This window comes from Pseudoruegeria sp. HB172150 (genome assembly GCF_013184805.1).
Lineage (GTDB): Bacteria > Pseudomonadota > Alphaproteobacteria > Rhodobacterales > Rhodobacteraceae > Psychromarinibacter.
Window position 1 is genome coordinate 630997 of sequence record NZ_JAATNG010000001.1, and the last position, 14445, is coordinate 645441.

Below are 14445 nucleotides of genomic sequence, written 5' to 3' on the forward strand. Positions count from 1 at the left end.
CACGGATACCCGCGCCAAGGAGCCCTCATGCGCCTCTCCCGCTACTTCCTGCCCGTCCTCAAGGAGACGCCCTCCGAGGCCCAGATCGCCAGCCACCGCCTGATGCTCCGCGCCGGCATGATCCGCCAGCAGGCCGCCGGCATCTATTCCTGGCTCCCCCTCGGCTACCGGGTCCTCCGCAACATCGAGCGGATCGTCCACGAGGAGCAGCAGCGCGCCGGCCATATACCCCTGCTGATGCCCACCATCCAGCCCGCCGACCTGTGGCAGGAGTCCGGCCGCTACAACGCCTACGGCCCCGAGATGCTCCGCATCCGCGACCGCCACGACCGCGACATGCTCTACGGCCCCACCAACGAGGAGATGATCACCGACATCTTCCGGTCCCATGTCAGCAGCTACAAGGACCTCCCCCTCACGCTCTACCACATCCAGTGGAAGTTCCGCGACGAGGTCCGCCCCCGCTTCGGCGTCATGCGCGGCCGCGAGTTCCTGATGAAGGACGGCTACAACTTCGACCTGACCAAGGAAGACGCCCTCCACGCCTATAACCGCCACCTCGTCAGCTACCTGCGAACCTACGAGCGGATGGGCCTGCAGGCGATCCCGATGCGCGCCGACAGCGGCCCCATCGGCGGCGACGACACCCACGAATTCCTCGTCCTCGCCGAGACCGGCGAAAGCGAAGTCTTCTACGACAGCGAGATCACCGACCTGAAGTTCGGCGACCGCGACATCGATTACGACAGCCACGAACAATGCGCCGCCGTCCTGGCCGAGTTCACCTCGCGCTATGCCCGCACCGACGAGACCCACGACGACGACTTGTTCCTTGAGATACCCGAAGCCCGCCGCCGCAAGGCCCGCGGGATCGAGGTCGGCCAGATCTTCTACTTCGGCACCAAGTATTCCGAACCCATGGGCGCCACGGTGCAGGGCCCCGACGGCAAGTCTGTCCCGGTCCACATGGGCTCGCACGGGATCGGTGTCTCCCGCCTCGCCGGGGCATTGATCGAGGCGAACCACGACGACAGGGGCATCATCTGGCCTTGGGAGGTCGCGCCCTTCCATGTCGGCATCGTCAACGTCAAGCAGGGCGATCCGGCGGCCGATGCAGCCTGCGAGCAGCTGGAAGCGGCGCTGACGAAGGCGGGTCTCGAAGTGCTGTACGACGACCGTGAAGAGCGGGCCGGCGCAAAGTTCGCGACAATGGACCTGATCGGGCTGCCGTTCCGTATCACGGTCGGACCGCGCGGGCTTGAAAAGGGTGTGGTCGAACTGACCGACCGCCGCACCGGCGAAAGCGAGGAACTGACGCCGGAACTGGCGGTGGCTCGACTGACATCGTAGCCTGCTGGATAGAGCCGCGTCGGGTCGCCGGCTTCGGCTCCATGGGCTGAAGCCTTTCCAGATATCAACCGATGCGAGATTGCGCGCTGTTTCCGACATGCGGTGCACTGGGTAAAATCAGCCTCAAACAGCGATTTCTTGCTGTGTTTGGCGCCTGATCGGAAAAAGGTATATACAAACGCTATAGACATGTTATACCGCCCTCCCACGAGGCCGGACAGTACCGGCTGGTAGTAGAGAGGAGGCATTCATGTCCAAGAAATCGAAGATCAAGAGCCTGAAAAAAGAGGTCAAATCCCGCCAGGCCAAGGTCAAGCGTCAGGAAACGAAGCTGAAGAAGGCCAAGAAGGCCCTCAAGAAAGCCGCCTGACACGGGCAGCCGCACTCACGGATCCATTCAGGGCGTCGGCGCATTGGATCGCCGGCGCCCGCCTCTATAGGAACAAGGAACGCAAACGATGGCTGAGCTGACCGAAGTGAAAGGCGTTGGGCCGTCGCTGGCCCGGGCGCTGAAAGAAAGCGGAATCGACAGCGCCGAAGCGATGGTTTCGGCCGGCGAGTCCGGATTGGGCGCGGTACCCGGGATCGGGACGGCGCGCGCGGTGACCCTTGCCGCCGCCGCCCGCGCCGCGCTTTCCTCGCCTGCCGCAGTGCCGAGCCCGGCCGCGCAACTGGCCGCGCGCAGGGCCGCCCGTAAACCTGCTGCGAGCCCCGCTCCCACGCCGAAACCCGAGGCAACTTCCACACCCGCTGCAGCGTCCGCCACGAAACCAGTGACCGCCCCAGCCGCGAAACCGGAACCAACCGAACCCGTCGCCGAAGCCGAAGTCGAAAAGCCTGCCAAGGCAAAGAAGACTAATAAGGCCAGCAAGCCAACGAAGAGAGCCAAGGCGGAAAAGAAGGTGAAGAAAGCAGACAAGGACGCCAAGGCAAAGAAAAAAGCCAAGGCGGAGAAGTCGAAAAAGAAATCGAAGGATGCGAAAGCGTCCAAGTCGGACAAGAAGGCCAAGACCGCAAAAAAGGCGAAGGCCAAGAAGGCCGAAAAGAAGACCAAGAAATCGAAGGCCAAGAAGCTGAAAAAGGCCGCTTGACCACCGGACAGGGCCAATCGGCCCAAGGCTGGCGGAAACTTGCGCGCGGGATCACCCGCGCGCATTTGATTTTCAGGGACCTATCCGAAATCTGCCGGAAGACGAGAGAACAGGCAGGGACGGGCACTAGTGTAACTGACGCCGCTCCTTGGCCTTGCTTCGACCGCGTTCCGCCGCCGCTTGACGCCCCCGCGCAATCCGCTAAGGCTCCGCCGCATGCCGATGTTCTCCGGATTTGAATGGATGATCGCCTGGCGCTACCTGCGCGCGCGCCGCGCCGAGGGTGGCGTCTCGGTCATGACATGGATCAGCCTGATCGGGATCACGCTGGCCGTCTTCGCCCTGATTGCCACACTCGCCGTACGCTCCGGTTTTCGCGCCGAATTCGTCGACACGATCCTCGGCGCGAACGCGCATGTGACGGTCTATTCCAGCACCTATGTCACTGACACCGGGCAGACGCTGCGCACCTTTACTGACTACGACGAGATCGCAGACCGGCTTGCCGCGGTTCCCGGCGTGACCCGTGCGGCGCCGCTGGTGAAAGGGCAGGTACTGGCCAATTTGCGCGACAGCAATGCCGGCATCGAGGTTTTCGGCATTCAGAAAGATGACCTGCTGAGCCTGCCGCGCATCGCCGAGGCGGAAGAAGCCTGGGGCGACATCAATCGGCTGGAGGAAGGCGTCGCCATCGGCTCCGGCGTGGCGCGGGAGCTTGGCGCGACAATCGGCGACCGCATCAAGATCATCAACCCGAATGGCGTTCGGTCTGTCATGGGTACCAGCCCGCGCGTGAATGCCTACGAGGTTGTCTACATCTTCACGGCGGGCCGCTACGATATCGACCGTACGCGGGTCTACATGCCCTTCGCCGAGGCACAATCCTTCTTCAACAAGGAGGAACAGGCCGACGAATTCGAGGTGATGGTCGAAGACCCGGACAATGTCGATGCCTACACACCGGCCCTGCTGGAAGCGGCCGGTGAACGCGCTTTGGTATGGACCTGGCGCGATGCGTCAGGCGCCTTCCTGCGCGCGTTGGATGTCGAGGACAACGTGATGTTCATCATCCTGTCGATCCTCGTCCTGATCGCGGCGATGAACATTGTCAGCGGCCTGATCATGCTGGTGAAGAACAAGGGCCGCGATATCGGAATTCTGCGGACGGTGGGCCTGACCGAAGGATCCATCCTGCGAATATTCTTTCTGTGTGGCGCGTTCACCGGCACCATCGGAACTATTGCCGGGGTAATCCTTGGGTGCCTGTTCGCCATCTATATCGATCCGATTTTCTCCTTTGTGAATACGATCATGGGCGGTGGCGTCTGGGATCCCTCGATCCGAGGCATCTACTATCTGCCCGCAAGGCTGGAACTTGGTGATGTCCTGTCGGCGGTCTTCCTGGCGCTGGGACTGTCCTTTGTCGTCACGATCTTCCCGGCGCGCCGGGCGGCCCGGATGAACCCGGTGGAGGCCCTGCGTTATGAGTGAGGCGGCGCTGGAGCTGACTGGGCTCGAAAAGGGCTACAACCGTGGTAAACCCGGCGAGGTGGTCGTCCTGCGCGGCGCGGAACTGCGCGTGCATCCGGGAGAGGTTGTCGCCCTTGTGGCGCCGTCCGGCGCCGGGAAATCCACCCTCCTCCACATTGCGGGGCTACTGGATACGCCCGACACGGGCGAAGTGCGCATAGGCGGCGAAATGATGAACGGCCTGTCGGATCGCAAACGCACGCGGGTCCGCCGGTCTGAGGTGGGTTTTGTCTACCAGTTCCACCACCTGCTTCCGGAATTCTCGGCCCTGGAAAATATCGTCATCCCGCAGCTTGCGAACGGAACCGCAAAGCCAAAGGCGGAAGAACGCGGCCGTGATCTGCTGGGACGTGTCGGCGTGGCTGAGCGCGCCACGCACCGTCCTGCCGCCCTGTCGGGCGGTGAACAGCAGCGCGTCGCCTTCTGCCGCGCGCTGGCGAACGCTCCGCAGTTGCTGCTGGCTGACGAGCCGACCGGTAACCTCGACCCCGACACCTCGGACCGCGTCTTTTCAGCGCTGATGGAGCTTGTGCGCGAGACCGGGCTTGCGGCGCTGATTGCGACGCATAATCTGGACCTTGCCGCGCGGATGGATCGAACCGTGCGGCTGGAAGGGGGGCAGATCGTCTGACGGCCCCGACAGAAGCCATTTAGCGCGGGTTAGCTACTCGCGCAGACAGCCTAGACGGAGACGCCGATGCGATACGCCCTGATAACCCTGATTTTGACGGCCGTGCCGGCCATCGCGCAAGAGCCCGTAACCGGAGAAGAGCTTTACCGCGCCTACTGCGCCGGATGTCATGGTGTTTCCGCCAGTGGCGACGGTGCTCTGGCCGACCTGCTGACAGTGCCGGTGGCCGACCTGACCGGGCTGGCCGCGAGGAATGATGGTGTGTTTCCGCTTTCCGACGTGGTGCAAACGATCGACGGTCGAATGCTTCTGGATGCGCATGGCGGGCCAATGCCGGTTTTCGGGCCGATGCTGGGAGGCGGCAGCGCGGTCATCGATGCACCCGAAGGCGGCGTGATCCAGACCCGCGGCGACGTGTTGAAGATCGCCGAATACCTCGCCTCGCAACAGGCGGAGTGACATGCCGCCGCGTAACAACGTGCGCACGGGTACTCTCCTGATGCTGTCAGTAGTTCTGGTCGCCTGTGCACCAAAGCCAGAGCCGGAACCGATGCCCGAAACCACGGGTGCGGCATCGTTCCGGACCTATTGCGCCGTCTGCCACGGATCCGGGGCAGACGGCGCTGGGCAACTGTCTGTGTTCGTACCCACCGGTGTGCCCGACCTGCGCGGTCTGAGCTCGGGGAACGGCGGCACATTCCCGGATACGTATGTGGTCGAGGTTGTCACACGGATCAGCGACTTCCATGCCGGCGTCGTCGCAATGCCGGATTTCGGGCCGCTGCTGGACGGGGAACCCGTCGTATACACAGCCTCGGACGGAACCCGCATCGAGACCAACGGTGCCGTGCTGGAGATCGTCGATTACCTGCGGCTGATCCAGAACTGAACGGACCGTATACGCCGCGTCATCTTGCACACATGAAAGAATAATTTTCACAACCCCGCTGAATCGTGGTAGATTATTGCAAAATAACAATATCGGGCGGTGCAGTATCATGCGGGCGGTTTCTCTGTTTTTTGCCATGTCAGGCGTGTTGGCGCTGGGGGCGTGTACGAACGAGGTCGAGACGGGGCGTGCCTCCTTTGCGGACCTTTGCGCCGGCTGCCATGGGGAGACCGGACAGGGAAACGGGCCGATGGTGGCCAACCTTACAACCAAGCCTGCCGACCTGACCCGGATCTCCGCGCGGAATGGTGGGACGTTTCCGCGGGTTGACGTTATGTCCAAGATCTACGGCTATGCTAGGGGGGAGGCGCATGGTGGCGCCATGCCCGCGTTCTGGCCGCTCTTGGATGGTCCGACGGTGTTGGTGGAGACGGGTGACGGAATCCTGACGCCGACACCGGAGCCGCTGGTGGCGTTGACGTCATATCTGGAGAGCATTCAGCAGTGATTCAGGACAAGGCGTGACGGTGCGCGTCGTGGTAATCTTCGCCTGAAGGAGGGTGCCGCGATGAGATTTGTTCCCGCTTTGATGATTGCGTGTCTGGCCGCGCCCGTGCTGGGGCAGGACCTGGGGAGCGGTGAGAGGAACTTTGCCATCCACTGCGCCGGCTGCCATGGCGAGGATGCGAAGGGCGGGGGGATCGCCTCGATGATACTCGACGGTGAGGCGCCGGACCTGACGAAGCTGGCGGAACGGAACGGCGGGGTGTTTCCGCGGGCGGCGGTGGTTTTCCAGATCGACGGGCGGGATCCGCTGCCGGGGCATGCGGGGGAGATGCCGCAGTTCGGGCCGCTCTTCGAGGGCGAGACGGCGGCGCTGAAGACGGCGGCGGGGCAGCCGGTAGTGACCTCGAAGGCGATCGTCGAGCTGGTCGAATGGCTGGAGGCGCGGCAGGAGTAGGTGGGACAGGCGCGGTTTCGCCTTCCGGAAATGTGATCGGAAAGCTTGGAACAGGGGGCGGGGGCGGTGCGTTTTCCCGTCAGAGCGCCGGCGAGGGTGCCGGCGGAAATGATGGAGGACGTCATGAATTGGGACCAAGTGCAAGGCAACTGGACTCAGATGAAAGGCAAGGCCCGCGAGAAGTGGGGCGAGCTGACCGATAATGAGCTGGAAGAGGCCCGCGGCGAGCGGGAGCAGCTGATCGGGCTGGTCCAGGAAAAATATGGCAAGGCGCGCGAGGAAGCGCGGCGCGAGGTGGATGCCTGGCAGGCGTCGATCTGAGCCATCCTGACTTGTAGAAAAGGGCCCGCCGGAGGGGACTCCGGCGGGCTTTTTTGTGGGCGTCCCCATGGGGACGGGGGGTCAAGTCATTGATTTCAGGCGTGTTAGCGCTAACCTCGGTGTGGGGACACGTCGGGCGGGCCGCTCTATTCCGGAGGGGTACAGATGATGGTGCCTTCGCCCGAACCGTCGCCGGATCCGACGCCGTAGCTGGAACTGAAGGTGCCGGAGGGGATCTGCACCTGAACGCGGACGTTCACGCGGGTCCGGACGATGCAGTTATCCTCGATCAGCTGGAAGATGTCTGGTTCCTCCTCCTGCGCGTGGGCGGCGAGGAGGGGCAGCAGGCCGGCGGTGGCGAGGCCGGCCAGAAAGGCGGAAGACAGGCGTAACATTGGGAACCTCCGGTATGTGACGCAGAGATAGCCTGCGGCGCGCAGGCTGCCAGAGCGGGCACGGAGAGGTACGGGGGAGCAGGGTGGATGGCGCGACGGGTGGCGCGCCATCCAGTGGCGCGGTCAGGCGCCGGGCGGTGTGTAGGCAGAGGAGAGTCCCGCCGCCTTCTTCGCCACATCCACGAATTCCGCAGAGGTCCAGGCGCGGACGGTTTCGATCCGCGACAGGATGCCGGAGGCGCCGATGGCCATGGAGACGGCCGCCGCGGCATCGCCATCCGGCGTTTCGGTGATTGCGACCGCGTCGTTCGAACCGGACGTCATGTAAAGCGCGATGAGCTTGCCGCCGGATTTCTCGACCAGCGCCCCGATCGCGGCGGCGCGGTCCTCCGGTTTCTTCAGAAGGCCCCTCATGCCTTCTGCGGAATAGGATGCATATGTGATGAAACGTGGCATTACCATTTCCTCCAAGCTGGTACCCTGCCCGAAGAAACTCGCCTGACGCGTGCCGGCAGATTACCCGGCGCTCCACCCCGGCCGCGATAATACGGCCCCCTTCGGAGGCAATGGCTTTGCGTGCCAAGTCCTTTCCTCCGTTGATAAATCCTACGCCCGGCAATGCGGGCCGGTAAAGGGACCTTGGGGAAGCAATGACGCAATACAGCATGTTTCGGCACTGTTTCGGCCGGGGAAAACGGCGCCCGTCCCGTTAAAGCGGAAACGTGTTAACCATTGTTAATCTTGAGTAATTTTGCCGCCTTTAGGGTGGCGAATGGGTTCGGGCATGCCGTGGGGATGGGGTGAAACCCCATCCTACGCCTGCTGGGCGAGGATCACCCCGGCGGCCATCAGGGCAAGTGCTATGGCGCGCTGCGGCGAAAGGCCGGTTACGCGGGCGCCGAACAGGCCGAAATGGTCGATCACGGCGGTCGAGACGAGCTGACCCAGCAGCACCATCATCACCGCGTTTCCGACGCCGAATTTCGGCGCGATCACCGTGACGGAGAGGACGTAGAAGGCGACGAAGACGCCGCCGAGGAACAGGTGCGGTGGCTGCGCCGGAAGTTTGGCCAGTGCGGAACCCTGCCCGGCGAGCAGCATCGCGGTTGCGGCGATCACGAAAGCGACGAGGAACAGGATGACACCGGCGGCGAAGGGCGCGCCGATGCGGGCGCCCAGCTGCGCATTGATCGCGGCAAGGAGCGGGATGCCGACGCCGGCGGCGAACATGACGGCAGCGTAGCGCAGGGTGTCGGACAGCATCGTCGGCTCCGTTGTGGTGACGGGCGGAGAGTAGGCGGGAGGGCGCAGGGGGTGCAAGTTGTGGCGTGGGGTGTGGTGGGCGGCGCGCTTGTCACGGGTTCCGCCCGGCGGCTACGCCGGGCAGCGCCCGCCCGGGGCTTCGCCCGTTCGCGGCTGAAATCGTCCATTGGACGATTTCCGGGACGCCGCGAACCCTCCCCCCGGAGGGCGCTTTTCCGACGTGGCAAGTGGTGCAAGTGTTGGGCGTGTGGCGGTGTGGGCGCGCAATTCAGCCGGTGCGGTGCGCCCTCCAGGTCGGGCGCTGCCCTTTGTGTTGGGCTCGGGTGGGTAGAGGAGAAAACATACTTTCCAACTCGCGAAAGGTTTTTATACATTCCATAAGAAAGTGAAAGGACAAATCTATCTTGGAAAACAAAGTTACCTTTGTAGTTGGAGCTGGAGCAAGCGTAGATTTTGGAATGCCGACTGGTGACCAGCTAATTTCCGTAATCTCGAGGTTCTGCACACCTGTAGATGATTATTATTCTCATGATCGAGATCCATTCCGGTTTGAACGAAACGATGCAGTCGATGCACTTGTAAACGCAGTGCACGAGTATGTTCTGAAACAACCAGGATTAGCGCATGAACCGGACGCTGCCGCGTCGCTACTGTCGCGGTTTGCTCGATCACTGTGGCTTTCTAAGAGTATTGACAACTTTTTGAACGATCAGAACGACGAAAACATCGTCGCAATCGGGAAAATGGCAATCATGGCCGCAATTCTGCATCACGAAAATACAATGTTTTCAAATGATGATGACGAAGACAGATCAAATCTGCTTTTTGATCCGGGCCCACCAAAATTTCAGGAATTGGACTTTGCGGAGCTTCGTTCGACTTGGCTGGTGCCGTTTTTTAGGGTGCTTCGTGGTGGGGCGACCCTTCCCGAAATGAGCGACAGATTAAAGATGACAAACCTGATAATATTCAACTACGATAGGTGTATTGAGCACTTTCTATTTCATGCTTTTCGCCAATATGATCATCTATCTGATGCAGATGCAGCTGACTTAGTGGGTCAAATTAACATATCTCATCCTTATGGAGTAATCTCAGAGCTCCCGTTTAAGGATGAAATCCAAGATGCAATAGGCTTCGGAGATACCGACAAACTGAAGGAGGCGGTTTCTGGCTTTGAAAGGATTAGAACCTTTACCGAAAGCGTTAGCAAAAAACTGAGTGATGAGATTCAAGAAATGATTATAGAATCGAGAAAGGTTGTCTTTCTTGGCTTCGGGTTCGCCGAGCAGAATCTAAATTTATTGGGCGCAAATTCAAATGCATTGCAACCAAATCAAAGGCGCCGCGAGATTTATGCGACTGCTTATGGTTTGAGCGAGTATCTCACCACGCGGGCAAAGCATGGGATATCTGTATTTCAAGCTGGCCGCACAAACGTAAAAGATGCGATCCGATATGACGAAATGAAACTAATAAAGATAATTAATGGCACGTGCTCTGAGCTAATCAACGAGTACGGCCACGAATTCTATTAAACATCCAACTCCTCCACGAACCGCGCATTCTCCTGAATATACTGGAAGCGCAGTTCCGGCTTCTTCCCCATCAGCCGTTCGACGAGGTCTCCGGTCTCGCCCGGTTCGTCCTCGTCTATCGTTACCCGGATCAGCTTGCGCGTCTCGGGGTTCATCGTGGTGTCCTTGAGGTCCTTGGCGTCCATCTCTCCCAGGCCCTTGAAGCGGGAGACGTCGATCTTGCCCTTGCCGCCGAGACCCTTTTCCAGCCAGGCCTCTTTTTCCGCCTCGTCGATGCAGTAGACGCGCTTCGCGCCCTGGGTCAGGCGGAACAGCGGCGGGCAGGCGAGGTAGAGGTGGCCGGTGTCGATCATCGGACGCATCTGGGTGAAGAAGAAGGTCATCAGCAGCGAGGCGATATGGGCGCCGTCGACATCGGCGTCGGTCATGATGATGATCTTGTCGTAGCGCAGGTCGTCGATGTTGAAGCGGGTGCCCATCGAGACGCCGAGCGCTTGGCAGAGGTCGCTGATCTCGGCGTTCTGGCCGAGCTTGGACGAGGCGGCACCGAGGACGTTGAGGATCTTGCCGCGGAGCGGCAGCAGCGCCTGGGTCTTGCGGTCGCGCGCCATCTTGGCGGAGCCGCCGGCGCTGTCGCCCTCGACGATGAAAAGCTCGGTGCCTTCGCGGGCGGTGGCGGAGCAGTCCACCAGCTTGCCGGGGAGGCGGAGTTTCTTGGTTGCGGACTTGCGGGCGGTTTCCTTTTCCTGGCGGCGGCGCAGGCGTTCCTCGGCGCGCAGGACGAGGAAGTCGAGGATGGCGCCGGCGGATTTGGTGTCTGAGGCGAGCCAGTTATCGAAATGGTCGCGGACGGCGGATTCGACGAGGCGGGCGGCCTCTGTCGTGGCGAGGCGGTCCTTGGTCTGGCCGACGAATTCGGGCTCGCGGATGAAGCAGGAGACCAGCGCGCAGCCGCCGGAGGTCAGGTCGTCGCGGGTGATCTGGGCGGCTTTTCTGTTGTTGGCGAGTTCGCCGTAGGCGCGGATGCCTTTCAGGATCGCGGCCCAGAAGCCCTGTTCGTGGGTGCCGCCCTCTGGCGTTGGGACGGTGTTACAGTAGGACTGGATGAAGCCGTCGCGCGAGGGGGTCCAGTTGATCGCCCACTCGACCTTGCCGGGGGTGTTGAAGCGTTCGGTGAAGTCGACGGTGCCGGCGAAGGGGCGGTCGGCGTAGGTGGAGGAGCCGTTGAGCTGTTCGCCGAGGTAGTCGGCGAGGCCGCCGGGGAAGTGGAAGGTGGCCTCGGTGGGGGTTTCGCCGTCGTCGATGGCGGATTTCCAGCGGATCTCCACCCCGGAGAAGAGGTACGCCTTGGAGCGCACCATGGTGAACATGCGCTTGGGCTTGAAGCGGTGGTGGCCGAAGATTTCCTCGTCGGCGTGGAAGGTGGTGGTGGTGCCGCGGCGGTTGGGGGCGGCGCCGATATCGGTGACCGGGCCGAGGGGGATGCCGCGGGAGAAGCGCTGTTCGACGAGTTTGCGGTCGCGGGCGACCTGGACGACCATGCTGTCGGAGAGCGCGTTGACGACGGACGCGCCGACACCGTGGAGGCCGCCGGAGGTCTGGTAGGCCTTGCCGGAGAACTTGCCGCCGGCGTGGAGGGTGCAGAGGATCACCTCCAGAGCGGACTTGCCGGGGAATTTCGGGTGCGGGTCGAAGGGCATGCCGCGACCGTTGTCGCGGATGGTGACGGCGTAATCCTCGTGCAGTTCCACCTCGATGCGGTTGGCGAAGCCGGCGACGGCCTCGTCCATCGAGTTGTCGAGGACCTCGGCGACAAGGTGGTGCAGCGCCCGCTCGTCGGTGCCGCCGATATACATGCCGGGGCGCTTGCGGACCGGTTCGAGGCCCTCGAGCACCTCGATCGAGCTTGCATCGTAGGAGTGTTCGGCGTGGGCGCCGGCCAGGAGGTCGTCGGCCATTCTCTGCTCTATCTTGTGTTTGCTTGCCGCCATAATGGCAGGTTTGGGGGGGCGTGGAAAGCCTTGCCGGCTGTTGGCGGAGCGGTCTTTCGGCGGCCTCCGCGGCCGGTGCAACCGGCGGGGGCGGTGGCGCGTTCGGCTTCGCGCGGGCGCGACGAGGCGTCATGAATGTTACCGGAATCTGTTAACAAGTTGTCTTGTCCGCCGCGCAGGCTCGCAGCGTGGGGAAATCAATCAGAGGGAATGATTCCATGAACCTTTTCAAGGCGATTGCCGTTGCGGCCACCCTTGTCCTGGGCACCGGCGCGGCGCATGCCGTGACCGTGCTCGACACGCTGAGTACCAATACCGAGCCGTTCGACTATTACACCAACCAGGGCGGGCTCCGGTTCTTCAACCTGGCCTCATATGGCCCGGTCGGGCAGAGTTTCACCCTGTCCGAAGAGACCACCAATCTTGAGATCAGTGCCTATTTTTCGACCTTCGGATCCTATGCCGACATCACCGCGACGCTGGTCGAGGGTACCGGACTGGGCGGCGCCGTGCTGGCGACCCTGTCCTTCTACGCCGATGCGACCCGTTACGATGCCGTTCTGGGGAGCTTCGACTTCTCGGCGCTGGGCGCGCTGGTGGGCGATTACACCATCGTCTTCGACGGGGTCGGCACGCTGGGCGGCAGCACCGTCGAAGTGCTTGCGCCGAACAGCTATGCCGGCGTCGATACGCCCGGCACCTCGGCCTATGACGAGGACGGACTGTTCAACTTCGGCTCCAGCAACCCGGTCAAGGATTTCGGCATCAAGGTCGAGGGCGATCCGGTCGCGCCGGTGCCGCTGCCGGCGGGCGGCCTGCTGCTGGCCAGTGCGCTGGGTCTGGTCGGCGCGCGCCGGGTGCTGCGCCGGAAAGCCTGAGTTGGTTTTGACTTTGTGCGTGTGACGTGGGCCGGGCCCATCGGGCCCGGTCATTCACCGACCGTGGCGACGCTGAGACGGACATTTCATTCCGCGGAGTCCTGCGGCTGCATTGGACGCATGTGGGTTTCATGCTCAAGAGGCACCGGTCTACTTTTTTACGTAAGGATATGATAGTATTAACGGGGGGGCTTGCGTATGAAACTGCAAGCATTTCTCTTGTTAATTTTCGCCACAGCCGCCCAACCGCATGGTTGGTACGATCCATATTGTTGTTCTGATCGTGACTGCGCACATATTCGGGCGACTGCAGTTGCAGTTGATGGTGCCTGGATTGTCTCACTCAAGGCGAATGACCATCCGATGTTAAATTCATCTGTGAAGTATATTATTCACTTTGATGACTTCAGGGTGCGGCCTTCACGAGACAACTACTTCCACGCATGCATCAGCAGCAAGGAAGGCTATCTGCTTTGCCTCTACGTTCCGGAAGGCGCATTCTAACACGCGATCGCTGAGTGCGAGTTGAGCTGTTCCCGTGCGAACCAGTTCCGACTGCTTTGCGAGACAACGGTGTTGCAGCCCGGGCGCAGAGTCGCGGCCCGGCGAAGCGCGGCGGCCTTGCCGCCATGTGCGCGGGTCTAACGAAATCCGGTTCCTGGCCGAGTTCGGTTGAAAATCAGTCAAACGGCGGGAAAGCATACAAATCAGGCACACTCTGCCTTCGGTTTCGCCATCTGCGGCGAAGCGGTTGCCTGGCCGATCCATGAGTGCCCATAGTTGCTTTACGTCGAACATGGATACGACTCCCATCGAGGTATCCGGTTAACCCAAGCAAGGAACCGATATGAAACGCACTTTTCTGACCATTGCCGCCGTTCTTGCCGCGACTCCGGCGCTTGCCCATTTGAACCCCGATGAACACGGGTCGTTCATGGCGGGCCTGTCGCATCCTGTCTTCGGGCTGGACCACATCCTTGCGATGGTCGCGGTCGGTCTCTGGGCGGCGTCGCTCGGCGGGCGTGCCACCTGGCTTCTTCCGACCGCCTTCGTCGGGTCAATGGTTGTCGGGTTCTTTGCCGCCGTCGCGGGGATGCCTCTGCCATTCGTTGAACCGATGATCCTTGTCTCGGTCTTCGCCCTCGGACTTGCGGTCGCCTTCGCTCTTCGCCTGCCGGTCGAGGCGGCGGCGGGCATCGTCGGCGTTTTCGGCCTGTTCCACGGCCATGCCCATGGCGGCGAACTCGGGACCGCGGGTGCCATCGCCTTCGGAGCCGGATTTGCAGTGTCGACGGCCATCCTCCATGCCTTTGGCGTCACCATTGCCGTGCTGGCAGGACGCGCCATCACCGGTCCGAAGATCGTTCGCGGACTTGGTCTGGCGACCGCGCTTGGTGGCGTATGGGTCGCCGTCGGCGGCTGAAGGTCCGATCGGTGATGGATTGGGCTTCTGTTCGTGCTGAGGCCAGCGGGTAAGAGCGGCAGGGCGATCCGAGTTGCGGGCTGTTCTGCTCAACACTTGCGAGATGCGTCTTCGCTTTGAGCTGCGCGATCGTGCCAACCGGATCGCCGGGCCGTGTGGGCGGCCCGGCGCGCATTGTCATATA

At 62.0% G+C, this 14445-nt stretch carries 17 protein-coding genes; 13 read left to right on the forward strand and 4 right to left on the reverse strand.

Going from position 1 to position 14445, the window contains the following annotated elements:
• Nucleotides 1-27 precede the first annotated feature (27 nt).
• The 9 genes from proS to HCO70_RS03025 all read left to right on the forward strand — a co-directional run bounded on the left by proS (nt 28) and on the right by HCO70_RS03025 (nt 6773).
• The gene (gene proS / locus HCO70_RS02985) at nt 28-1350 is read left to right on the forward strand and encodes a proline--tRNA ligase (RefSeq protein ID WP_172292925.1); all 1323 of its coding nucleotides are present in this window, start codon (nt 28-30) and stop codon (nt 1348-1350) included.
• A 458-nt stretch (nt 1351-1808) separates the two neighbouring features.
• Entirely contained in the window at nt 1809-2441 is a 633-nt protein-coding gene (locus tag HCO70_RS02990) for a helix-hairpin-helix domain-containing protein (RefSeq protein WP_172292927.1), read from the forward strand.
• A gap of 216 nt (nt 2442-2657) precedes the next feature.
• Nucleotides 2658-3932 carry a lipoprotein-releasing ABC transporter permease subunit gene (locus HCO70_RS02995; RefSeq protein WP_172292929.1) on the forward strand — a complete coding sequence of 425 codons (1275 nt, stop codon included), beginning with the start codon at nt 2658-2660 and terminating at the stop codon, nt 3930-3932.
• Complete coding sequence (locus HCO70_RS03000) at nt 3925-4602, forward strand: ABC transporter ATP-binding protein (protein WP_172292931.1); 678 nt, start codon at nt 3925-3927, stop codon at nt 4600-4602. The genes HCO70_RS02995 and HCO70_RS03000 overlap by 8 nt, the downstream gene beginning before the upstream one ends.
• Before the next feature lie 66 nt (nt 4603-4668).
• On the forward strand, nt 4669-5061 hold the full coding sequence (locus tag HCO70_RS03005) for a c-type cytochrome (RefSeq protein WP_172292933.1): 393 nt from the start codon (nt 4669-4671) through the stop codon (nt 5059-5061).
• A gap of 1 nt (nt 5062) precedes the next feature.
• A complete protein-coding gene (locus tag HCO70_RS03010) occupies nt 5063-5491 on the forward strand; it encodes a cytochrome c (RefSeq protein WP_172292935.1) in 429 nt (142 codons plus the stop codon).
• Between the two features lie 109 nt (nt 5492-5600).
• Nucleotides 5601-5999, forward strand: coding sequence for a cytochrome c (locus HCO70_RS03015; protein WP_172292937.1), 399 nt, complete (start codon nt 5601-5603; stop codon nt 5997-5999).
• Between the two features lie 60 nt (nt 6000-6059).
• Nucleotides 6060-6452, forward strand: coding sequence for a cytochrome c (locus HCO70_RS03020; protein WP_172292939.1), 393 nt, complete (start codon nt 6060-6062; stop codon nt 6450-6452).
• 123 nt (nt 6453-6575) lie between these two features.
• On the forward strand, nt 6576-6773 hold the full coding sequence (locus tag HCO70_RS03025) for a CsbD family protein (protein ID WP_172292941.1): 198 nt from the start codon (nt 6576-6578) through the stop codon (nt 6771-6773).
• Nucleotides 6774-6919: 146 nt separating this feature from the next.
• Here the strand turns inward: HCO70_RS03025 and HCO70_RS03030 are convergent, their stop codons facing one another.
• From HCO70_RS03030 to HCO70_RS03040, 3 genes are all read right to left on the reverse strand, one after another.
• Entirely contained in the window at nt 6920-7168 is a 249-nt protein-coding gene (locus HCO70_RS03030; RefSeq protein ID WP_172292943.1) for a hypothetical protein, read from the reverse strand.
• Nucleotides 7169-7291: 123 nt separating this feature from the next.
• Nucleotides 7292-7624: a GYD domain-containing protein gene (locus tag HCO70_RS03035; protein ID WP_172292945.1), complete on the reverse strand. Its 333-nt coding sequence runs from the start codon at nt 7622-7624 to the stop codon at nt 7292-7294.
• 357 nt (nt 7625-7981) lie between these two features.
• Nucleotides 7982-8431 (reverse strand): DMT family transporter, encoded by a 450-nt coding sequence (locus tag HCO70_RS03040; protein ID WP_172292947.1) that lies wholly within the window; start codon nt 8429-8431, stop codon nt 7982-7984.
• Between the two features lie 404 nt (nt 8432-8835).
• Between HCO70_RS03040 and HCO70_RS03045 the strand changes: the two genes are divergently transcribed.
• Complete coding sequence (locus HCO70_RS03045) at nt 8836-9969, forward strand: SIR2 family protein (RefSeq protein WP_172292949.1); 1134 nt, start codon at nt 8836-8838, stop codon at nt 9967-9969.
• On the opposite strand, the gene parE is transcribed toward HCO70_RS03045, so the two are convergent.
• On the reverse strand, nt 9966-11927 hold the full coding sequence (parE, locus tag HCO70_RS03050; RefSeq protein ID WP_172292951.1) for a DNA topoisomerase IV subunit B: 1962 nt from the start codon (nt 11925-11927) through the stop codon (nt 9966-9968). The genes HCO70_RS03045 and parE overlap by 4 nt on opposite strands.
• Nucleotides 11928-12178: 251 nt before the next feature.
• Here parE and HCO70_RS03055 point away from each other — a divergent pair, with 251 nt between their 5' ends.
• The 3 genes from HCO70_RS03055 (at nt 12179) to HCO70_RS03065 (ending at nt 14261) form a co-directional block, all read left to right on the forward strand.
• Nucleotides 12179-12838, forward strand: coding sequence for a hypothetical protein (locus HCO70_RS03055; RefSeq protein WP_172292953.1), 660 nt, complete (start codon nt 12179-12181; stop codon nt 12836-12838).
• A gap of 198 nt (nt 12839-13036) precedes the next feature.
• Nucleotides 13037-13342: a hypothetical protein gene (locus tag HCO70_RS03060; protein WP_172292955.1), complete on the forward strand. Its 306-nt coding sequence runs from the start codon at nt 13037-13039 to the stop codon at nt 13340-13342.
• A 343-nt stretch (nt 13343-13685) separates the two neighbouring features.
• On the forward strand, nt 13686-14261 hold the full coding sequence (locus tag HCO70_RS03065) for a HupE/UreJ family protein (protein ID WP_172292957.1): 576 nt from the start codon (nt 13686-13688) through the stop codon (nt 14259-14261).
• The last annotated feature ends 184 nt before the right edge of the window (nt 14262-14445 follow it).